Source organism: Streptomyces sp. SID5469 (genome assembly GCF_009862865.1).
In the GTDB taxonomy this organism is placed as follows: Bacteria; Actinomycetota; Actinomycetes; order Streptomycetales; family Streptomycetaceae; genus Streptomyces; species Streptomyces avermitilis.
Map to the genome: position 1 here is coordinate 1871197 of NZ_WWIN01000001.1, position 20921 is coordinate 1892117.

Consider the following 20921-nt stretch of genomic DNA (forward strand, 5'->3'; position numbering starts at 1 on the left):
AGACAAAAGCGGACGGATACCGCTCACCTGCACCCTCCCCGAACAGGGGAGCCCAGGAAACCAGTAACATGCGGCGCCATGAGCTCCCCCACTGGGCCCGCGTCCGGCCTGCCTGTACGAATGCCGCGACCCCGCCAGCCCGGGCGGCACCGCCGTCCGGAACCCCTGGCGGCTCCCGAGGGCGCGCCCGCGCTCGTCCTCGCGGTGCCGGGCACCCCCAGCGCCGCCACGCGCAGCCTCGCCGAGGAGGTCGTGAGCATCGCGCGCTCCGAGCTGCCCGGCCTCGACGCCCGGATCGGCTACCTGGACGGGGACACCTCCGAGTTCCCCACGCTTCAGTCCGTGCTCGTGCGCACCTTCGAGGAGCGCACCGCCCGCTTCGAACAGGCCCGCGCCGCCGGTATGGACGTCAAGGAGCCCGACGGCCCCGTCGCCGTCGTGGTGCCCCTGCTCGCGGGACCGGACAGCGCGCTGCTGCGCCAGGTCCGCCAGGCGGTCATGGACAGCCGTATCGCGGCCGATCTGACCGATGTCCTCGGCCCGCACCCGCTGCTCGCCGAGGCGCTCCACGTGCGCCTCTCCGAGGCCGGTCTGGCCCGCGCCGACCGGGCCAGGCTGTTCACCGTGGCCACGGCCGCGGACGGCATCATCCTGGCCTCCGTGGGTGGCGACGAGGCCGTGCAGGCGGCCGGGATCACCGGCATGCTGCTCGCCGCGCGGCTCGCCGTGCCGGTGATGGCGGCGGCGCTGGACGAAGAGGGCTCGATCGCGGCCACCGCCGAGCAGCTGCGTTCCTCGGGCTCGCAGCAGCTGGCGCTCGCGCCGTACCTGATCGGCCCGGAGATCGACGCGGGGCTGCTGGACGCGGCCGCCCAGGAGGCGGGCTGCTCCGCCGCCGAGGCCCTCGGCCCGTACCCGGCGATCGGCAAGCTCGTGCTCGCCAAGTACACGACGGCGCTCGGTATCGCCCCGCAGCAGCCGCAGGGCGCGCCCGTCCGCTGACCCGTACGCTTCCAGAACGACACAGGGCCCGCCCTTCTCGAGGGGCGGGCCCTGCGGCTTCCGGCGTTCCACCTCGGCCAACGCCCATCAGGCAGCCGGTCGGCTGGTCCGGAGCACGCACCCTAGACCCGGTCGAAGACCACGCAGGACGCCGCCGGCGCCTCGATCGAGCCGCCCCTGCGTGGCAGCCCCGTCGTCGGGTCGACGGCGAACCAGGTGACGTTCCCCGACCGCTCGTTCGCGACGTACAGGAAACGCCCCGCGAGGGTCAGCGCCCGAGGCCAGGCTCCTCCGCACGGCACCGTCGTGACCAGGCGCAGTCCGTCCTTCTCGACCGCGAGCACGGAGATCACGTCCTTGCCGCGCGTCGCGGTCCATACGAAGCGGCCGTCGGGCGAGACGACGATTCCGGACGGGTAGGCGTCGCCTTCGGGGGCGCCGGGCAGCACGGGTGTCTCCGCGACCGGCTTCAACGCTCCGTCGGCGGGGTCCCAGCGGCAGACGGTGACCATGGGTGTCAGTTCGTTCAGTACGTACGCGCGGTCGCCGTCCGGGTGGAAGGCCAGATGGCGGGGGCCCGAACCGGGCCGCAGCGCGATCTCGCGGTGCACGGCGAGTGCACCGCCGTGCAGGATGCACACCCGCACCGAGTCCGTGCCGAGGTCGACACTGACGATCCACCGGCCGCTCGGGTCGGGCAGCACCTGGTGGGCGTGCGGACTCTGCTGGCGCTTGGGGTCCGGGCCCGCGCCGGCATGCTGGAGGACAGTGGCCCCCTCGTCCGCCGGGGTGCCGTCGGCGCGCAGGGGAACGGCGGTGACACTGCCGGAGCCGTAGTTGGCGATCAGGACGTGACCGGCGTGCACGCTGAGATGGGTGGGCCCGCTGCCGCCGACCGGGACCGGCGGAGCGGTCAGTTCCGGCTTGTCGTCCTCCACGCGGTACGCGGCCACCGCGCCGTCGGCCGTCTCGCTGACCGCGTAGAGCATGCCTCCGTCCGGTGACAGGGCGAGGTACGACGGGTCGGGTACGCCGTCCGCGCCGCCCAGGACCGTCAGCGCGCCGGTGTCCTCGTCCACGGCCGCGGTGAGCACGCCGAGACCTCCCGCCGCCGTGAACGACCCGATGAACGCCCGTCGTCGCCGCCTGCCGCCGTCTGTCACCTGCGTCCCCTCTCACCGATGGGGGTCTCCAGCCCGGGAGGCCGGGCTCGGGAGCCTCTGGGCCGACCGTAGCAGCCGGTCTAGACCAGAATCTCGTCGATCTAGACCAGAATCTCGTCGATCTCACCGCGCGCCCGGGCCAGCGCCTCCGGATGGTGGACGTAGGCGGGGTGCCGTTCCACCGTCTCGTACGTGCGGTGGAAGACCGGGGTGGCGCTGCCGGAGATCGGCGGCACGATCCAGGACCAGTCGGCACCGACCCGGCGGCCCTTGCGCTCCTCGCGGTCCAGGTGGGTGAGGAAACGAAGGGACTCGGTGTGGTGATCGGTGACGGTGACACCGGCGCGGTCGAAGGAGTGCAGGACGGAGCGGTTGAGCTCGACGAGCGCGCGGTCCTTCCACAGGGAGCGGTCGCTGCGGGTGTCGAGGCCGAGGCGGTCGGCGAGGTGCGGCAGGAGGTCGTAGCGGTCGGCGTCGGCGAGGTTGCGGGCGCCGATCTCGGTACCCATGTACCAGCCGTTGAAGGGGGCCGCCGGGTAGCAGATGCCGCCGCTCTCCAGACACATGCCGGCCAGGGCGGGCACCGCGTGCCAGCGCAGTCCGAGCGACCGCCACCAGGGGTACTCGGGGTGCGTGAGCGCCACTTCGAGCACGGCGTCCTCGGGCAGCGTGAACCAACGGGGCCGGTCGCCCGCGCTCTGCACGATCAGCGGCAGCACGTCGAACGGGCTGCCGGGGCCGCCGGGCCAGCCGAGGCGACGGGCGAGCGCGGTCAGACCGGCGTTGCGCGGGTCACCGGTGACTGCGCCGCCGGGGCGGGCGTAGCCGGCGTACCGGATGAGCTGCTCGTTCCAGATCCGCGGTCCTGGACGGCCGGGCGCGTCGGGTGCGAACACCGTGATCAGGGCGCGGATACGGCCGTCCCGGGTGGCCTCCCGCAGGTGGTCCGCCGAAGCCTCGGCGACGTCCTTTGCGTCCCGCACGTCCCGGCGGTCGCGTACGCACAGGGAGTGCCAGTACAGCCGCCCTATGCATCGATTGGCGTTCCGCCAGGCGACCCGGGCGCCGAAGACCAGTTCTTCCGTGGTGTGTCGGTACGTCCCTGTCTCCGCGATCTCCGCGTGCGCGGCGGCGATGCGGCGGGCCGGGTCGCCGAGGCGTTCTTCGGTGTGGTGGAGGGTGAGGAACGCGGTGGCGGCGCAGAGGAGATCGTGCCCGTCGTGACCGTCCTGGCCCTCGTGCCCGTCATGGCCGTCGCCTTCTTCACGCCGGTCGGGCCGGGCGGGCCGGGCCGGCCCGTCGGTGGTGGGGCTGCCGGTCGGGTGGTCCGGATGCCCGTCCGGGCGGTCACCGCGGGTGCGCGCCGCGCCCCACCCGCGGGCGCCTGGGAGGGTCGGCCCAGGGGGTCTGTGCTCGGACTCCCCCGCGGTGTCCTTGCGACCGTGCGGCGCGCACCACGTCTCCGTGCTCCAGCCGCGTGCGCGGGAGGGCGCGCCGTGCCGATCGCGCGCGTCCCCGCCCGGTCGACTCGCGGCACTTTCCGGCGGAGCGTCGGCCAGTAAGCGGCCCTGGAGGCCCGTGATCGATCCGGTACCGGATCCGTCGGCCGTCCATACGCCCCGGCCCCGCCCGACACCGGATGGGTCGGCCATGCGCGGGCCCTGTCCCGTGGCGGTCCGCAGGCCCTGGCCCGTATCAGGCGGCTCCGCGGTCCGCAGGCCACGTCCCGCGCCGCCGGTGGCGGGCTCGTGGGATGCCGGGGGATCCGTATCCGCGCCGTCACGGTGGGCCCGGGCCCGGTCGAGCCAGCCTCCTGGCTCCTCCGGCCACTGCGGCCGGGACCCGGTGCTTCCCGTACCAGCCGTATTCCCGGCGCTTCCGGTACTTCCGTCGCCGTGTCGGCGTGGGAAGTTCCGCATGGCACACCCCCAAGCGGCTCCGTCCGCGGGCCGCTCCCGCACGGTCCGCGGGTTCCGTGCTGTCCGATAGCGGCGGGATTACCCAGCCGATGCCCTGATCCACCCTCCAGGTGGCCGAAACATGTGCCTCACTTCAAGGTCGGGTCGCCCGGCCCCCGAGCGCAGCAAGGTCAGGCGCGGGCGAGTCCCGGGTCGTGGGCGTCGCGCAGGGGTGCGGTGAGTTCGTGCAGGGCCCGCTCGATCCCGTGCAGATGTGCGAGCACCGGTTCCTCCGCCGGACCGGCGGCCGTCCTGCCGCCTGCCGGGACCCCGACGCCCGGACTCCCGGGGGTGGTGAGCGCCTCGACGGCCGCCTCGACCCGCTCGCATGCGGCGGAAAGGCGGGGATCGTGGGACGCCTCGGGGTCCGAAGCGATGGCGGCGAGACCGCGCACCTCGTCCGCACAGGTACGCAGCAGGGCGAGCACGCGTCGGGCCCGCCGACCACGGGCGCGCAGCGGGTTGAGTGGGTGCACCAGAGGGGCGAGCGAGAGGCCCACCCGGCTCAACAGCACCTCCAGCTCGGCCACGTGCGCGGTCGGATCGGCGGTGGCCGAGCCCTGCAGACGCGCCGCGGTCTCGGCGGTGCAGCGGTGCACACAGCGAAGTGCTCGCGCTATCCAGGCATCCGTGATGACGTGCGTGCTGACCGGCAGGACGAACAGGACGGCCAGCACAGCGCCGAGTGCCCCGACTCCCGTCTCGACAAGACGCAAGGCGATCAAGTGCGGATCCAGCACTCCGAGAACCCCGTAGAGCAGCTCGGCCATCACGGTCACGGCGAGCATCATCCACGTGTACGAGACGGGGGCGCTGTAGAAGATGCCGAAGACGCACACGGCCACGAGAGCCGCGGTGGGTACGGGCGCCCCGTGCAGCGGGACGACCACCAGCAACCCGAGAGCGATGCCGATCACCGTGCCGAGGACCCGGCGGAACCCTCGAATCAGGGTCTCCCCACGGGAGGTGGTGTTCACGAAAACCCACCATGCCGCGCCGACAGCCCAGTACCACCGTTCCGGCGACACCATCTGCCCGGCGACAAGGGCGAAGGCAGCGGCTACGGCCGCCTGGACCGCCTGACGGTTCGTCGGGCGAGCAAGACCTCGGCCGGTGAGCGGAGCGGACGCCGCGACGGGCGGCATACGGCGCTCGTAGCACCAGAGGCCGAACCTGACAGCGGAGGAAGCCGAGAGGGCGAGCAGCGTGGCGCCGTACAGCTCGGGCAGCTGATCAGGCACGGTACGCAGGAACTGCGCCACGAAGAACGCCATGAACGCGAAGACGCCGAGGGAATGGCCGCGCGGCCCCCATCGCCGTGCGTACACGCCCGCGGCCACGACGGCGACGAAGGCGGCATCCCTCGCCACCGGGTGTTCGTGCAGCCCGGCGGCGAGAGCCAGTACCGGGAAGCCCACGACGGGCAGCAGCGCGGTCGTGGTCGCCTGTCCGCGCACTGTCGCGTCGGCGACCGTGAACAGCGCGAGCAACGCCGCGAGGCCGCCGGCGACAGCCCCGACGAGAGAGTGACCGGCCAGACCGCACAGGGTCACCGCCAGGCCGATGCCGAGGACAGCCCGGGTGGCGCTGCGCAGACGCAGCAATCCCGGGTCCGGAGCCACGAACATCCTCTTCCACACGTTTTCCCGCCCCAGATTTCTTCGCCATGGCGCCCGCCCGGCACACAAAAGGCGCCGCGGAGTCCGCAGCGCCATCGACCTGCACATGAGAGCATCCACAGGTCCTATGGCTCAAGTCGCCCTCTCACACATGAGCCATTGGCCCAATCGACGGGCAAGACCGGTGGCCGACGCAGAACCATTGGGTCATCAGGAGCAGGACGTCGAGGCGTACGGTCGACCGGCCCGGATGCGTAACCGGACGGTCCGGCCGATCCTGGGAACATGTCCGGACCACTGCCCGTGATCGTGTCGCCGCCCTCGCCGACGGGCGGACGGCGCGTCCGTGTGGACGGGGAGATCCTGGGACTCGCGTACAACCTGGGGGATGTCGCCGAGTTCCTCCGTCGGGCCGGGATGGACATGGAGCCGGTGCAGGTGGCCGTCTCACCGCTGATCGACTGGCGCGGTGTGGGGCCGGAGTACTGGGGGCCGGAGACGCGAGCCTGACCCGGGCGAGGCACCACGGCGCGGTCAGAGCGGCCCGTCTCCTCCGTCGACCCGGCATTTCGCCTGTCGCAGCCCGCTCTCGAGTTCCTCGCGGATGTCCCTGGGCAGATCACCCGTCTGGGCCCAGTCGATGATCAGTTCCGCCACGTGTCTCAGCTTGATGTTGGTGCGCTGCGAAACCTCCCGCAGGACGTCCCAGCTCCGGCCGGGTGCCAGCCCGCCCAGCACGACGACGACACCGATCGCCTGGTCGATCGTGGCGTGCGACAGCACCGCCTGCTTGAGCTGGAGGTTCTCATCCTCCAGTCGGGCCTTGGAGAGTTCCTGCTCATACGGTTCCTGGGCCGCAGGGCGCTCGTATGCCTCGGATGTCAACGTTGCCTCCGGGGGTGGGGAAGTAGCGTCAACCTGTTACTGCCGCAGATGCCCGTCGACCTCCAGGACATTCCCGGCGGGGGCGGGAAGTTACCCGGCAGGGTGAACGAGACGCCCCTGCCCCCTGTCCGGATCGACCCGCTCGCCTCGAGCCGAGCCACGGGTACGGCCGAGCCATGGGTACAGTCGTCGAAGATCACGCCGGACGGCTGGGAGGCCAACGGACCATGGCCGTCGACGAACTCGACACCCGCATCCTGCGGTTGCTGCTCGAGCAGCCGCGCACCAGCGTGCGCGAGTACGCACGCATCCTCGGCGTGGCCCGTGGCACGCTCCAGGCCCGCCTCGACCGGCTGGAGCGGGACGGAGTCATCACCGGCACGGGTCCGGCCCTCTCCCCCGCCGCCCTCGGCCACCCGGTGCTCGCGTTCGTGCACATCGAGGTCACCCAGGGCCATCTCGACGACGTGGGCGACGCGCTCGCGGCCGTACCGGAGATCGTCGAGGCGTTCTCGATCACCGGCGGCGGCGATCTGCTGACCCGGGTGGTCGCGCGGGACAACGGGCATCTGGAGGACGTGATCCAGTCGCTGATCAGCATGCCGGGCGTGGTGCGCACCCGCACCGAGGTGGCACTGCGCGAGCGCGTACCGCACCGGCTGCTGCCGCTGGTGGAGTCGATCGGCCGCACGGCCGCCAAGTGATCATTGGCATCCTGGACACCATGAGCACTCTCGGCACCACGTCGGTCGTCTTCGATCTCGACGGAACTCTTGTGGACAGCGAGCCCAACTATTACGAGGCGGGCCGGCACCTCCTCGCCGAGCAGGGCGTCACGGACTTCACCTGGGCGGACCACGAGCAGTACGTCGGCATCAGCACCCAGGAGAGCCTGGAGCTGTGGAAGGAGCGGTACGGCGTCGAGGCCCCGCTCGACGACCTCCTCGCGGACATGAACCGCCGTTATCTGGCGCTGGCCCGCGCCTCCACGCCGGTCTACCCGGAGATGCGGAAGTTCGTGGAACTGCTGGCCGGCGAGGGCGTGCCGATGGCCGTGGCCTCCGGTTCGTCGCCGGAGGCCATCGAGGCGATCCTGACGGGCACGGGCCTGGCGTCGTGGCTCACCACCGTCGTCTCCGCCGACGAGGTCGCCCGGGGCAAGCCCGCCCCCGACGTCTTCCTGGAGGCGGCGCGCCGGCTCGGGGTGTCCCCGGCGGACTGTGTGGTCCTGGAGGACGCCGCCCCTGGGGCCGCGGCCGCGCACGCCGCCCGAATGCGCTGCATCGCGATCCCCTACGTCGCCGCCCAGGCCGACGACCCGGCGTTCGCGACCGCGGGGCTACTGGTGCGCGGCGGCCAGACCGAGTTCACCGCGCGGGCGGCGTACGAGTGGCTGGCGCGCTCGACACCGTCTTCCTGAGGTGCGGCCCGTAGGGCGTTGACGTCGGCTTCCGCGCCCCTGAGCCAGGCCGGTCTCCAGGTCTCCAGGTCTGGCGTGGTGCCCGGCACCTCGGCGTCGTGAGTCATCCGACCGCCCTCGTCCCCGCGGTCACCGGGCCGGGGGCATCGGACAGGTCGTGGTGGATCGGGGTCGGTGAGCCGGTCAGTGGTACGCCCGTCCCGCCCCGTCGGGCCGCGACGATCTCTGCCGCGATGGACAGGGCGGTCTCCTCGGGCGTACGGGCGCCGAGGTCGAGGCCGATCGGTGAGCGCAGCCGGGACAGTTCACGTGGGGTGAGGCCGGCCTCGCGGAGTCTGCGGTCGCGGTCCTCGTGGGTCCGGCGCGAGCCCATCGCGCCGACGAACGCGACCGGCAGCCGCAGGGCCTCCACGAGCAGCGGCACGTCGAACTTGGCGTCATGGGTGAGCACGCACAGCACCGTGCGCTCGTCGGTCGGCGTGTCCCGGAGGTAGCGGTGCGGCCAGTCGACCACGAGGTCGTCCGCCTCGGGGAAGCGGACCCGGGTGGCGAAGACGGGACGGGCATCGCACACGGTCACGTGATAGCCGAGGAACTTGCCGGTGCGCACCAGCGCGGCGGCGAAGTCGACGGCCCCGAAGACGATCATCCGGGGCGGCGGCACGCTCGACTCGACGAACAGCGTCAGTCCGCCCGGGCAGCGCGCTCCGCTCTCCGAGACCTCGACCGTGCCGGTGCGGCCCGTGTCCAGCATCGCGCGGGCCTCGGCCACCGCCGTCCGGTCCAGCCGGGGATGCCCGTCGAGACCTCCTTCGTACGATCCGTCCGGGTGGACCAGCAGGGCCCGGCCGAGCAGTTCGGCGGGCCCCCGGGACACGCGGACGACCGCCGCGGCCTCCCCCCGGGCGGCGGCCGAGAGGGCCGCCGCGAACACGGTCCGGCCAGGTGCGTCCACGCCGACCGGCGTGACCAGGACCTCGATGACCCCGCCGCAGGTGAGCCCCACCGCGAAGGCGTCGTCGTCGCTGTAGCCGAACCGCTCCAGGACGGTGGTGCCGTCCTGGAGCGCCTGGACGCAACTGTCGTACACCGCTGCTTCCACACAGCCGCCGGAGACGGAGCCGATGACCGTGCCGTCGGAGTCGACGGCGAGGGCGGCGCCCGGCGGGCGGGGCGCGCTGCCGCCGACGGCCACGACCGTGGCCACGGCGAAGCCGCGCCCCTCCCCGACCCAGCGGTTCAGCTCCTCGGCGATGTCAAGCACTCCTGGATCCCTCCGCCGCCAGCAGGACACGGTCGGGCCTGATCGGGAGCTGCCGGTGGCGTACGCCGGTCGCGTGCCAGACCGCGTTGGCGATCGCCGCCGCGCCACCGACCACGCCGATCTCGCCGATGCCCTTGATCCCGACCGGGTCGTCCGGGTCGGGGTCCTCCACCCAGTCCGCCTCGAGCAGAGGGACGTCGGCGTTCGCGGCGAAGTGGTAGCCCGCGAAGTCGGCGCCGACGAGGCCGCCCGAGGAATGGTCCCTGACGGCCTCCTCGTGCAGCGCCATGGACAGACCCCAGACCATGCCGCCGAGGAACTGGCTGCGCGCGGTGAGCGGGTTGACGATCCGGCCCGCGGCGAAGATGCCGAGCATCCGCCGTACGCGTACCTCGCCGGTGGTGGTGTCGACCGCGACCTCGGCGAACTGCGCTCCGAAGGAGTGCCGTTCCTTCTTCGCGAGGCCGCCGACGGCCTCGGTGGTGTCCGACCGTGCGGTGATCCCCTCCGGCGGAATGCCGCCGCCCAGGGCCAGCCGCTCCCGCAGCTCGCCCGCCGCGGCCGTCACCGCCCAGGCCCAGGAGCGGGTGCCCATCGAGCCGCCGGCGAACATCGCCGGACCGAGGTCGCTGTCCCCGATGTGCACGCGGACGCGTCCCGGCTCGGCGGCCAGCGCCTCCGCGGCGATCAGGGTCAGCGCGGTCCGTGCTCCGGTCCCGATGTCCGCCGCGTTGATCCGCACGGTGAAGGTGCCGTCCGCCTCCGCGGTCACCGCCGCCGTGGACGGGCCGACCCCCGAGGGGTACGTGGCGGCCGCCGTACCGGTCCCGAGCAGCCAGCGCCCCTCGCGGCGCACGCCGGGACGCGGATCGCGGTCCGCCCAGCCGAACCTGCGGGCGCCCTCCTCGAAGCAGGCGAGCACATTGCGGCTGCTGAACGGCAGCCCGGACACAGGGCCCGCCCCGGGTTCGTTGCGCGCGCGCAGGGCGATCGGGTCCAGGCCGCACTTCTCCGCGAGTTCGTCGAGCGCCGACTCCAGCGCGAACGAGCCCGGCGCCTCGCCCGGCGCACGCATCCAGGTCGGGGTCGGCACGTCGAGCCGTACGAGGCGATGAGTGGTGCGGTGCGCGTCGGCGTCGTACAGCACACGGCCGAGGACGGCGCTCGACTCGACGAACTCGTGCACGGTCGACGTGAGGCTCTGCGCCTGGTGGTCGAAGGCCCGCAGCCGCCCGTCGGGGTCGGCACCGAGCCTGATCCGCTGCGCCGTGGGGCTGCGGTAGCCGACCAGCGAGAACATCTGCCGACGGGTCAGTACGACTCTGACGGGGCGGTGCAGAACCGTTGCGGCCATGACGGCGGCCACCTGGTGCGGGCGCACCCCCTTGGACCCGAAGCCGCCGCCCACGTGCTCCGACCGCACCCGCACCGAGGCCGGGTCGAGGGAGAACAGCTGGGCCAGCTCGCCGGCCACCCACACGGTGCTCTGGTTGGAGTCGACGACGTCGAGCCGGCCGCTGTCCCAGCGGGCCGTCGCCGCGTGCGGCTCCAGCGGGCAGTGGTACGCCTCCGGGAGTGGCGTACTCCGCGTCCACGACGACGTCGGACGCCGCCAGTTCGGCCTCCACGTCGCCCTTCACCGCCTCCGCCTGCACGAGCGGGCTGTCCTGCGGCGTGTACAGACCGGGATGCCCGGCGAAGAACTCGACGTCGTGCGGCTCCTCGTCGTAGCGGACGACCAGTGCCTCGGCCGCTTCCCTGGCCTGCTCCGAAGTCTCGGCCACGACGAGCGCCACCGGCCAGCCGACGTACGGCACCCGGTCGTCCTGGAAGATCCCCAGGGCCGGGTCGGGACGCCCCACGATGCCGATGTAGTCGGTGGTGACGCGCGGCGCGTTGGCGTGGTGCAGGACGGCGAGGACACCCGGCATCGCGAGGACGGGGTCGGACTCGACCGTGCGGACACGGCCACGGGCGACGGTGGACAACACCAGCCAGCCGTGGGCCAGTTCGTCGTACGGAATCTCTCCGGCGTAGCGTGCCGCTCCGGTGACCTTGTCGCGGCCCTCGACGCGGGTGTGCGCGGTTCCGACGGCACCCGTCGCCCGGGCGGCGCCCTGGGTGGTCGTGGTCATCGGGCGGCCTCCTCGGTGAGTTCGGTCAACACGGCCACGACGAGGTTGCGCAGCAGCGGCACCTTGTATCCGTTGTGCGGCAGGACCTCGGCGGCGCCCAGTTCGGCGTCCGCGGCGGCGGCGAACGCCTCGGCGCTCGCCGGGCGCCCGGTCAGCGCCCGCTCGGCCGTCCGGGCCCGCCACGGCCGGGACGCGACCGCGCCGAAGGCGAGGCGCACCTCGCGTACGACGCCGTCCTGGACGTCGAGGGCGGCGGCGAGCGAGCCGATCGCGAACGCGTACGACGCCCGTTCGCGCACCTTCCGATAGCGCGAGACGGCGGCGACCGGGCTCGGCGGGAGGGTGACGCCGGTGATCAGCGCACCCGGCGGCAGGGCGGTCTCCCGGTGCGGGGTGTCACCGACGGGCAGATAGAAGTCCGCGAGTGCCAACTCCCCTTCTCCGTCCGCGGTTTCGTACGAGACGACCGCGTCGAAGGCGGCGAGCGCCACCGCCATGTCCGAGGGATGGGTGGCCACGCAGTGGGCGGAGGCGCCGAGGATCGCGTGGTTGTGGTGCTCGCCCTCGACGGCGGGGCAACCGCTGCCGGGGAGACGCTTGTTGCAGGGTTGGGCGAGGTCGGTGAAGTAGCCGCAGCGGGTGCGCTGGAGCAGGTTCCCGCCGACGGTGGCCATGTTGCGCAGCTGGCCCGAGGCGCCGGCCAGGACGGCCTGCGCCAACGCCGGGTAGCGACGCCGCACGTCGGGGTGGACGGCAAGATCGCTGTTGGTGACGGTGGCGCCGATGCGCAGTCCGCCTTCCGGGGTCGGCTCGACGAGGTCCAGGGGAAGCTCACGTACGTCGACGAGACGGCCGGGCCGCTCCACGCCGGACTTCATCAGGTCGACGAGATTGGTGCCGCCGCCGAGGAAGCGCGCGTCGGGATCGGCGCCGAGCAACGCGACCGCGCCCGGGACGTCGAACGCCCGCTGATAGTCGAACTCCCTCATGCCGCGGCCCCTTTGACCTCGGCCGCCTGAGCGTCGGCCGCGTGCGCCTCGGCCGCCCGCGCGACCGCCTGGACTATGGACACATAGGCACCGCAGCGGCAGAGGTTGCCGCTCATCCGTTCGCGGATCTCGTCGGCGGTGAGCGGTGGCGCTCCCGCTTCGGGACGTACGTCGGCGGTCACGGCGCTCGGCCAGCCCGCCGCGTGCTCCTCGATCACCGCGATGGCCGAACAGATCTGGCCCGGGGTGCAGTATCCGCACTGGTAGCCGTCGAGGTCGAGGAACGCCTGCTGCACCGGGTGGAGTTGCTCACCGTCCGCCACGCCTTCGATGGTGGTGATGACGCGCCCCTCGGCGGCCACCGCCAACTGCAGGCAGGAGACGGCCCGGCGTCCGTCGAGGAGCACCGTGCAGGCACCGCACTGGCCCTGGTCACAGCCCTTCTTGGTACCCGTCAGATCGAGCCGCTCGCGCAGCGCGTCGAGCAGGGTGGTGCGATGGTCGACGGGCAGCGTGTGTTTCTCCCCGTTGATGTTGAGGGTGATGGCGCTGGACGTCGATGGGGCCATGGTCAGCCTTCTTTCGCGTTCGTGGTGCGCGTCGAAGTCGAACGGGAGCCTCAGGGGAGCCGAAGGGGCGGTCCCTCAATTGGAGAGGTACGAGAGAATGCCGGTGGGCGATCGGTTCCGGCCATCCCCACGGGCCCTGTTTGCCGCTATGGTGGCGCTAAGCGGACAGCTGTCCGTTACATGGAAAACCTAACGGACAGCTGTCCGCTTAGCAAGGGCGGCCCGGCCGCGACTTCCGGAGGGAGTCTCGCCGTGATGCCGGAAGGAGGACGGGTGCAGCAGAAGAAGGAAGCACCGCTGCGCTCGGACGCGCAACGGAATCGCGAGCGCATCCTGGAAGTCGCCCTGGCGGAGCTGACGTGCTCGGCGGACGCCCCGCTCAGCGCGATCGCGAAGAAGGCGGGCGTCGGGCAGGGGACGTTCTACCGCAACTTCCCCAACCGCGAGGCCCTCGTCCTGGAGATCTACCGCTACGAGATGCAGCAGGTCGCCGACACCGCGGCCCAGTTGTTGCGGACCCGCGCACCGGACGAGGCCCTGCGGGAGTGGATGGACCGGCTCGCCCAGTTCGCCATGGCCAAGGCAGGCATGGCCGAGGCGATTCGCAAGGCGACCAGCGCGCCGGGCAGCCCGGCCAAACCGGGGCACGAACCGGTGACCGCGGCCGCCGCGCTCCTGCTGGACGCGAACGAATCGGCCGGCACGATCCGCCCCGGGGTGACCCCCGACGACTTCATCCTCGCCATCGCCGGCCTCTGGCAGATCGACCCGCACGGCGACTGGCAGCCACGCGCCGCCCGCCTTCTGGACCTGGTCATGGACGGCCTGCGCACCGGGGCACGCGGGCGCTGAGCGTCACGCCCCCGCGGCCCCGGGCCCGGCCCGGCCCGCAGACGATCCATGCGGCCGCGCCGACCGCCGTCGTCAGGGGGTCCGTGTCTCGTCGAAGCTGGCGTAGTAGACCGCGGCCATGTCTTCGTCGGCGTGGCCCTGGGCGGCGGCGCGGTGGAGGCGTTCGGCGGAGGCCTCGGCTCCGTCGAGGCGGACGCCGTGCTCCTGTCCGGCCTGGACGATCAGGCGGGCGTCCTTTTCGGCCGTGCTCACGGCGAAGCTGGCCGGGGTGAGACCGTTGTTGAGGACGAGGTCGGCCTTGGCGTGCAGATAGCCCATGTCGAGGGGGCCGCCGGCGATGGCGTCGAAGAAGTTCTGCGGGTCCACGCCGAGGGCCTTGGCCAGGGCGAGGACCTCTCCGGTGGCGTTGGTGGCGGCGATGACCCAACTGTTGGCCACGAGCTTGAGGCGGGTGGCACTGCCGGCCGCGCCGTCCTCGCCGGTCCACAGCGTGCGGGAGCCGACGGCGTCGAACACGGGCGTCACGGTCTCCCGGCTCTCCGTGGGGCCGGCGGCGAGGACGACGAGCTGTCCGGCTTCGGCGGGCTGGCGGGTGCCGAGGACGGGGGCGTCGAAGAAGGCCAGCCGGTGCTCGCGGGCGAAGTCGGCGAGGCCGGTGAGGGCGTCGAGGCCGGCGGTGGTCGACTGGATCCAGGCGGTCCCGGGGCGCAGGGCGGGGGCGGCCTGGCGCATGACGCCCAGGACGGCGTCACCGTCGTGCAGCATGGTGAGGACGACGTCGGCGCCCTCCACGGCCTCGGCCGGGGTGTCGGCGATGTGCGCACCGTCGGCGGCCAGCGGCTCGGCCTTGGCGCGGGTGCGGTTCCAGGCCCGGACGGTGTGTCCGGCCCGGGCGAGGTTGCGGGCCATCGCCGCTCCCATGATTCCGGTGCCGAGGACGCTCACGGTGAGGGTGTCGGTCATGACGTCAGCCTTCTGTGCTGGGGGTCTGCGGGGCCGGCGCGTCTCAGGATGCCCGGGCGCACCGGCTCCCAGGAGTGTGCCCCTCACAAGCGCGCTTTCCCGGCCACGGCACGGACGGGGTCGTCACAACACCGCGACGCCGGGCCCACGCTGACTGAGGGACGTGGGTTCGGCGTCGCGGTTGATGGTGGGTTACTTGTTGTGGCCGGGGACCGGGCTACTTCTTGTAGCCGGTGACCTTGGCGATCCAGGTGATGAAGTCGGCGGCGTCGGTGTTGGCGCCGTGGCCCTGGTCCCAGTAGTAGAGCGTGTCGACGTCGTCGCCGAGCTGTTCCAGGCTCGCGGCGAGGTTGCCGACGACGGACAGGGAGGTGTCGCTGTCCTTGGTGCCGACCCGGATCCACCAGTGCTTGGACCGGTGGGGGTTCTGCTCCTTGACGAGGTGGTACATCGGGTTCATCAGATCGAGCTTGGTGGGAAGGTCGCTGTCCAGCCGGGCGCTGCCGCCCTTCTCGTGCCGCAGGCTGTACAGGGTGAAGTGGCGGGCCTGGGTGGTTCCGGTGCCGAACTCGTTGTTCTCGCCCGCGGACAGGTCGAACGCGTCGAACGCGGGCGTGTCCTTCTTCCGCGCTCCCACATGGGTCAGGAAGTCGGCCCAGGTGAAGGTCGCGACGGTCCCGTCCCAGGTGATGAACGTGTTCGCCGCCAGATACGTCGACCGCTCCGTCTCCGACAGGCCCTTGAGGTAAGTGGTGGCGGACGGCTGAAGGTAGGTGCGCAGCAGGTAGTCGTCCAGATTGCGTGCGGTCAGCGCGCCGAAGCCCTTGGCGCGCAGCCTGAGGGAGGCCTGGTAGTCGGCGAAGGCGGTGCTCAGTTCCTTGGAGACGCTCTGGTCGACGAGTGTGCCGGTGCTCAGCTTGTTGGCACCCCAGTTCCACTCGTAGGCCATGTCGGCGTGCTCCAGATCCGTGATCGGGCACCAGTCGCCGCTGGCGAAGATCGCGTCGCTGGCCTCGGCCGCCCCGAGATCCTTCAGGTAGCTGTCGTAGAGGGGGCTGTCGCCGGACGCGCCCAGCAGCGCCGAGAGCGCGCCGCCCGCGCTGGTGCCGGAGGAGACGATCCGGGCCGTGTTGCCGGGGATGCGGCCCTTGTTGAAGCGGACGTAGCGCACCGCGGCCTTCAGGTCCACGATCGCGGCCGGTGCCGTCCCGTAGTACGTGCCACTGGAATCCGTCAGTGTCCGCCCGCGCGCACCCGGCTCGACGACCACATAGCCGGCCGCCAGGGCCAGCTTGCCGTTGTTGACCATCTCACCGCCGGCATTCACCTGCCCGTTGCCGCCGGACTGCACCTCGCCCGCACCCGTACCGGCCGACGCCGAGGCGCTGGGCGACGCGCTCGCGCCGCCGCCGGGCATGCCGGTCATCGCGGCGCCGCCCACCCCGGTCGCGTCCGCCACCGACGACGGCATGTAGCCGCCCACCGAGTTCGCGAACAGGATCGGCGCGTTCGTCGCATCCACCGCCGTCCCGTCGATCTCGACCGGAACACTCACATTCAGGCTCTGGTACTTCTCGTCCACCGGCTTGGCGACATAGGTGATCGCCTTGTAGAAGTGATACTTGACCTCCTTGTCACCCCCGTCCGTGGTGATGGTCGTCGTCAAAACCGTGAAAGCGTCCTTGTCGAAAACCAACGCGTCCGAAGAATCCGAGGACTTGGAACCGGACGTACCCGACGCCTGCGCGCTCAAGGCGAATCCGCCGGCCGCCACGACGCCGGCTGCCGCGCCGACTCCCATGACGACGGTCCTGCGCTTCATTGCCCTGTGCTTCATTGATCTCTCCCATTCACGGCCGCGCTCTGTGCTGATCTTGCGCTTGCGAACGTAAAAGACCCGACGCGATATTGTCAACAATCCTGTCGACGTTATCGCGGACGCATATGTAATTCATCGCGAACACACAGCATTTCCATGGCTGCGCCATTCCCTCAGCGGACGGAGGGAATATGACGGCCTCTTGTCAGCGGGAGCGCGGGGAAGTCCCGGGCCGTGGCGGTCGGTCAGGTGTATTGACCCGCATTCCGAGAAGGAACCGCGTCACACGCGTGCGCCGCACCAGGAGCTCGTAGACCGACAGGGTGACAGCCAGGGAGATGATCACGATCACCGCGTATTCGACGGGGATCGGGGCGTTCCAGCCCACGACGAAGTACGCGACGGCCACGACGACGGGCTGGTGCAGTACGTAGACCGGCAGCACGGCGGCGCCCAGGTAGGCGTACACGCGGTGGCGCCCGGAAGAGAGCGGGTCGGGAGTCCGGCCGACGGCCCGCGCCGCGCGGCGCCGGTCGAGGTGGCCGAGGATGGCGACGACCAGGCACCAGCCGGCCGCCCCGAAGAACGCGCGGGTCGCCATGCCCAGGGCGGTCATCTCGGTGAAGGGCTCGTCCGCGACGGCGAAGCCGGGGCCGGACAGGGCGAACAGGACACCCCCCAGCCGGCCGGCCGGCACCGCGGCCCGGCGCATGGCGGTGCGGACGCGGTCATCGGCGGCGAGGGCGCAGCCCGCGGCGAAGAACACCAGATAGGCCCAGCGATGCCAGCCGGCGTAGTCCTCCTCCAGGCCGGCGAAGGCGCAGAGCAGGGCGAGCGGAAGCGCCGGCAGAAGGATCGCCCCGCGGACGCGGAAGGTGGCCTGCGCCAGCCGGTCGGTGACGGGTCGGAGGCGATCCGCCGCGAGCACGCGGAACAGGAACGCCAGCATCAGGGAGAAGGCGAGCAGCAGCACCACGAACCAGAGGTGGCCGGTCTCGAAGTGCTCGCCCTGCAAGAGGAAGGGGAACTCGGCGAGTTCGACATGCACGTCGTAGAAGTGAGGGAGGAAGGCGAGGTAGGACTCGTCGTAGCCGGGGTCCGCGGAGCGCAGGCGCAGCCACTGCGGCAGGGGGTTCAGGACGAGGGTGGCGAAGACCAGCGGCACGCCCAGGCGCAACAGGCGTTCCTTGACGAAGCCCGCCGCGCCGCGGCGGCGCAGCGAGTACCACGAGCCCAGGCCGGAGATCAGGAACAGCACCGGCATCGCCCAGACGACCGCGAAGCCGGCCAGGATCATGATGACTTGCGTGGTCTCGGAGTTCTTGACGTAGTAGTCGTCGTCCGTCGCGAAGACGAGGGCCGAGTGGAAGAAGATCAGCCCGAACACCACGAGCATCCGGATGGCGTCGAGCTCCGGACGCCGCTCCGGCAGCGCCTGCCCTACCTGTTCGATGCGGGTCGCCATGACCGGTGCCCCTCCCCCGACTGCCGCCTGCACCACCAGTGTTGGGGGGCGAGCGCGCCGGGCACCACCCCCCGGCGTGTCCGGCGCGTCAGCCGCGTGCCACCCAGGACACCGACCGCGGACCTCGGGTGGCGCGTGCGAACGCGGCGACGTGTGGGGGACGAGGAATCAAGCGGAAGCATCCGCGAGAGGGAGGGCGTCGGAGGACGGTCAACCGGTGAGGATGGCGATGCCGTCCCCGAGCAGCTTCAGCCCGATCACGAAACACAGCACCGCCATCACGGGGATGTTGTGCTGTGCGGCCCAGTTCTTCCAGCCGTCGAGCGTGTTCCGTGCTCGCTCTCCCGCGATCAGGAAGACCGCCAGCGGCGCCAGGATCCCCAGAGACGCGATGACCACGAACACCGCCAGCGCCCCGATCTGCTGCCCCAACGGAATCCCGGACGAGCTGATCGAGGCGCTCGCGGCGATGGTGAACGTGGCGTTCTTGATGTTGGCCGCCGACAGCAGCAGCGCGAGCCCGAAGATCTTGACTGGGGTGAAGCTGTCGATCGCGGCCATCCACTTCGGCAGTCGCGCCTGGGAGACGTCCCTGGGGCGCCGGTGCCACAGCCGGACACCGAACAGCGCGAGCAGCACTCCCAGGCCCAGCTTGAGCCCCCCCCCGACCCAGGTGGCCGGCTGCCCGTGGCCGGAAGCTCCTTCCGACCCGCCGACATCGCCGAGCACCTTCCCCATGTACCTGCCTCCGGACGGCGATAGGCGGCCGAGGCGAACAGGCATGCAGCCGGCGACCGCCGGAACGCCCACTGCAACGTGCCCCCACGGACATCATCGACGGCAGCCGCCCCGGCGGCGCGATGCGGGGGACGAACGGGTGATCCGACCCGACGGGTATCCGTTACTGGTGGGGGATCCCGCGCACAGGGTGCTTGCTCATGATGGAGACCCGGTTGAAAGCGTTGATGGTGACCGCCACCCAGATCACCGCGGAGATCTCGTCGTCGGTGAGAACCTGGCGGGCGGCGTCGTAGGCGTGCTCCTGCGCGGTGGCGTCCGCGGGGTCGGTGGTCACCTCCGCCAGGGCGAGGGCCGCGCGTTCCCGTGATGTGAACAGTTCGGTGTCGCGCCACGCCGCCAGCACACCGAGGCGCTGGGTAGTCTCACCCACCCGCAGCGCTGCCTTCGTGTGCAGGCTGAGGCAGTACGCACAGCCGTTGATCTGCGACACGCGGAGATTGATCAGCTCCACGAGCACACGGTCCAGCCCCGCGTCGGCGGCGACCGCGCGGACCGCCTCGGAGGTTTCGACCAACGCGTGATAGGCCTTCGGGCTCTGCTTGTCGATGAAGACCCGCGTGCCCCGCGTGCCCACGGGACCTGCTGTCGTGTCGCTCAACGTGAAACTCCTCGGTGCTGCGGCGTCGGCTTTTGGCGCGGCCGTCTCCTCGGCCACGGGAATGTTCGCACGGCCGAGGAACGCGTCACCCGCGGTCGGCGGCGCCCCCGGTCCTGTCCGCGTCCAGCCGCCCGACGTGCGCCACGTTCTCCCGGTCGTCGGCGTCCTCGCCGGCCTCGGCGGCGAACCAGGCGTCGAGGATCTCCCTGAGCAGGGGCTGGGACGTCAGCCGCAGGCTGAGCGCCAGCACGTTGGCGTCGTTCCAGCGGCGTGCGCCGTCCGCCGTGTACGCGTCCGTGCACAGAGCCGCCCGCACGCCGGGCACCTTGTTCGCGGCGATCGACGCGCCCGTGCCGGTCCAGCAGCACACGACCGCCTGGTCCGACGTCCCGGTGGCGACCTCCCGGGCCGCCGCCGCCGAGCACGCCGCCCACCGCGTGTCGTCGCCGGGGCGCAGCGCGCCGTGCGCCACGACCTCGTGGCCGCGGCCGCGCAGTTCCGCGAGCAGAGAGCGGGCCACGGGTTCGTCCATGTCCGAGGAGACGGAGATCCGCATGCCTCGGAGACTACTCAGCCGACGAGCTGGACGCCTCCCACTTGGCCGGTCACGAACCGGTCCAGCGCCGAGGTCAGCTCCGCGGGCTTCTCCACCGGCAGTTCGTGGCCGGCGTCCACGATCCGGACCACCGCGTCCGGGTAGTCCTTCGCCATCCGCAGCATCTGTGAGACGGGCAACTGGATGTCGTAGTAGCCGTGCACCAGCAGGGTGGGCATCCGGATCTCGCCGACCCGGTCGAGGACGTCGAAGGACCGCATGGCCGCGTAGTACGTCATGACCACGTCCCGCGGCGTCGCCGAGGAGGCCCGGATGTACTCCCGGACCTCCTCGCGCGGGTGACCGGGGGCGAACGCCCGCTGGATGTTGGCGGCGACGAACAGCTTGAACGGCACCAGCGTGGACGCCGCCATCAGCAGCCCCCGCCCCCGGCTGTAGGTCATCCGGCTGATCGAGTTCACCAGCACCAGGCGCTCGATCCGCTCGGGGTGGGCGAGCGCGAGGGTCTGCGCGATCATCCCGCCCATCGAGTGGCCGACGGGTATGAACCGGTCGATCTCCAGGTGGTCGAGGAGAGCGATGACGTCCCCGGCCAGCTCGTCGATCGTCCGCGCCGAACCCCCGCTCTCCCCGTGCCCGCGCAGGTCGAGCCGGACCACCCGGCGCTTGTCGGCGAAGTGCGCCATCTGGTGGTCCCAGCGGTGCCGGTCGGCCGTCCAGCCGTGGATGAACACCAGAGGCACACCGCCGTCACCGTCGTGCGGGCCCTCGTCGTCGTACGTCATTCCTGCGCCGTCGACAGCGAGCTGCGGCATGGGTCGCCTCCTGGAGTGCGGTCCGGTTACTGACGCGTACGGTAGTCG

Annotated in this window: 19 protein-coding genes and 1 pseudogene; 5 read left to right on the top strand and 15 right to left on the bottom strand. The window is 71.7% G+C overall.

What is annotated here, in order from left to right:
- The first annotated feature begins 78 nt into the window (after window positions 1-78).
- Window positions 79-1002 (top strand): hypothetical protein, encoded by a 924-nt coding sequence (locus tag GTY58_RS08105; RefSeq protein WP_010982967.1) that lies wholly within the window; start codon window positions 79-81, stop codon window positions 1000-1002.
- A 122-nt stretch (window positions 1003-1124) separates the two neighbouring features.
- On the opposite strand, the gene GTY58_RS08110 is transcribed toward GTY58_RS08105, so the two are convergent.
- The 3 genes from GTY58_RS08110 to GTY58_RS08120 all read right to left on the bottom strand — a co-directional run bounded on the left by GTY58_RS08110 (window position 1125) and on the right by GTY58_RS08120 (window position 5763).
- Window positions 1125-2165, bottom strand: coding sequence for a lactonase family protein (locus tag GTY58_RS08110; RefSeq protein WP_010982968.1), 1041 nt, complete (start codon window positions 2163-2165; stop codon window positions 1125-1127).
- A gap of 101 nt (window positions 2166-2266) precedes the next feature.
- A complete protein-coding gene (locus GTY58_RS08115) occupies window positions 2267-3817 on the bottom strand; it encodes a nitric oxide synthase oxygenase (protein ID WP_010982969.1) in 1551 nt (516 codons plus the stop codon).
- 437 nt (window positions 3818-4254) lie between these two features.
- Window positions 4255-5763, bottom strand: a complete 1509-nt coding sequence (locus GTY58_RS08120; protein WP_037645925.1) for an FUSC family protein — start codon at window positions 5761-5763, stop codon at window positions 4255-4257.
- 264 nt (window positions 5764-6027) lie between these two features.
- On the opposite strand from GTY58_RS08120, the gene GTY58_RS08125 reads away from it, so the two are divergent.
- Window positions 6028-6252 (top strand): hypothetical protein, encoded by a 225-nt coding sequence (locus GTY58_RS08125; RefSeq protein WP_010982971.1) that lies wholly within the window; start codon window positions 6028-6030, stop codon window positions 6250-6252.
- 24 nt (window positions 6253-6276) lie between these two features.
- Here GTY58_RS08125 and GTY58_RS08130 read toward each other — a convergent pair whose 3' ends face one another.
- Window positions 6277-6627 (bottom strand): ANTAR domain-containing protein, encoded by a 351-nt coding sequence (locus tag GTY58_RS08130; RefSeq protein WP_010982972.1) that lies wholly within the window; start codon window positions 6625-6627, stop codon window positions 6277-6279.
- 227 nt (window positions 6628-6854) lie between these two features.
- Here GTY58_RS08130 and GTY58_RS08135 point away from each other — a divergent pair, with 227 nt between their 5' ends.
- On the top strand, window positions 6855-7331 hold the full coding sequence (locus GTY58_RS08135) for an Lrp/AsnC family transcriptional regulator (protein WP_010982973.1): 477 nt from the start codon (window positions 6855-6857) through the stop codon (window positions 7329-7331).
- 20 nt (window positions 7332-7351) lie between these two features.
- A complete protein-coding gene (locus GTY58_RS08140) occupies window positions 7352-8047 on the top strand; it encodes an HAD family phosphatase (protein WP_010982974.1) in 696 nt (231 codons plus the stop codon).
- A 103-nt stretch (window positions 8048-8150) separates the two neighbouring features.
- Here GTY58_RS08140 and GTY58_RS08145 read toward each other — a convergent pair whose 3' ends face one another.
- From GTY58_RS08145 to GTY58_RS08160, 4 genes and pseudogenes are all read right to left on the bottom strand, one after another.
- Window positions 8151-9311 carry an XdhC/CoxI family protein gene (locus tag GTY58_RS08145; RefSeq protein WP_010982975.1) on the bottom strand — a complete coding sequence of 387 codons (1161 nt, stop codon included), beginning with the start codon at window positions 9309-9311 and terminating at the stop codon, window positions 8151-8153.
- Window positions 9304-11446, bottom strand: a pseudogene (locus GTY58_RS08150) (xanthine dehydrogenase family protein molybdopterin-binding subunit). The gene GTY58_RS08145 and the pseudogene GTY58_RS08150 overlap by 8 nt, the downstream one beginning before the upstream one ends.
- A complete protein-coding gene (locus tag GTY58_RS08155; RefSeq protein WP_010982978.1) occupies window positions 11443-12435 on the bottom strand; it encodes a xanthine dehydrogenase family protein subunit M in 993 nt (330 codons plus the stop codon). Before GTY58_RS08155 ends, GTY58_RS08150 begins: the two are co-directional and overlap by 4 nt.
- On the bottom strand, window positions 12432-13004 hold the full coding sequence (locus GTY58_RS08160) for a 2Fe-2S iron-sulfur cluster-binding protein (RefSeq protein WP_010982979.1): 573 nt from the start codon (window positions 13002-13004) through the stop codon (window positions 12432-12434). The genes GTY58_RS08155 and GTY58_RS08160 overlap by 4 nt, the downstream gene beginning before the upstream one ends.
- Window positions 13005-13277: 273 nt before the next feature.
- Between GTY58_RS08160 and GTY58_RS08165 the strand changes: the two genes are divergently transcribed.
- Window positions 13278-13856 (top strand): TetR/AcrR family transcriptional regulator, encoded by a 579-nt coding sequence (locus GTY58_RS08165; protein ID WP_037645921.1) that lies wholly within the window; start codon window positions 13278-13280, stop codon window positions 13854-13856.
- Window positions 13857-13928: 72 nt separating this feature from the next.
- On the opposite strand, the gene GTY58_RS08170 is transcribed toward GTY58_RS08165, so the two are convergent.
- The 7 genes from GTY58_RS08170 to GTY58_RS08200 form a co-directional block, all read right to left on the bottom strand.
- Complete coding sequence (locus GTY58_RS08170; RefSeq protein WP_010982981.1) at window positions 13929-14819, bottom strand: NAD(P)-dependent oxidoreductase; 891 nt, start codon at window positions 14817-14819, stop codon at window positions 13929-13931.
- 217 nt (window positions 14820-15036) lie between these two features.
- Window positions 15037-16656, bottom strand: a complete 1620-nt coding sequence (locus GTY58_RS08175) for a subtype B tannase (RefSeq protein WP_237528741.1) — start codon at window positions 16654-16656, stop codon at window positions 15037-15039.
- Window positions 16657-16843: 187 nt separating this feature from the next.
- On the bottom strand, window positions 16844-18103 hold the full coding sequence (locus GTY58_RS08180) for an acyltransferase (protein ID WP_042492851.1): 1260 nt from the start codon (window positions 18101-18103) through the stop codon (window positions 16844-16846).
- Between the two features lie 210 nt (window positions 18104-18313).
- The gene (locus GTY58_RS08185; RefSeq protein ID WP_052082301.1) at window positions 18314-18841 is read right to left on the bottom strand and encodes a GAP family protein; all 528 of its coding nucleotides are present in this window, start codon (window positions 18839-18841) and stop codon (window positions 18314-18316) included.
- Between the two features lie 163 nt (window positions 18842-19004).
- Window positions 19005-19502, bottom strand: a complete 498-nt coding sequence (locus tag GTY58_RS08190; RefSeq protein WP_078234682.1) for a carboxymuconolactone decarboxylase family protein — start codon at window positions 19500-19502, stop codon at window positions 19005-19007.
- An 85-nt stretch (window positions 19503-19587) separates the two neighbouring features.
- A complete protein-coding gene (locus tag GTY58_RS08195; RefSeq protein WP_010982986.1) occupies window positions 19588-20058 on the bottom strand; it encodes an RpiB/LacA/LacB family sugar-phosphate isomerase in 471 nt (156 codons plus the stop codon).
- 14 nt (window positions 20059-20072) lie between these two features.
- The gene (locus tag GTY58_RS08200) at window positions 20073-20873 is read right to left on the bottom strand and encodes an alpha/beta fold hydrolase (protein WP_010982987.1); all 801 of its coding nucleotides are present in this window, start codon (window positions 20871-20873) and stop codon (window positions 20073-20075) included.
- Between the last annotated feature and the right edge of the window lie 48 nt (window positions 20874-20921).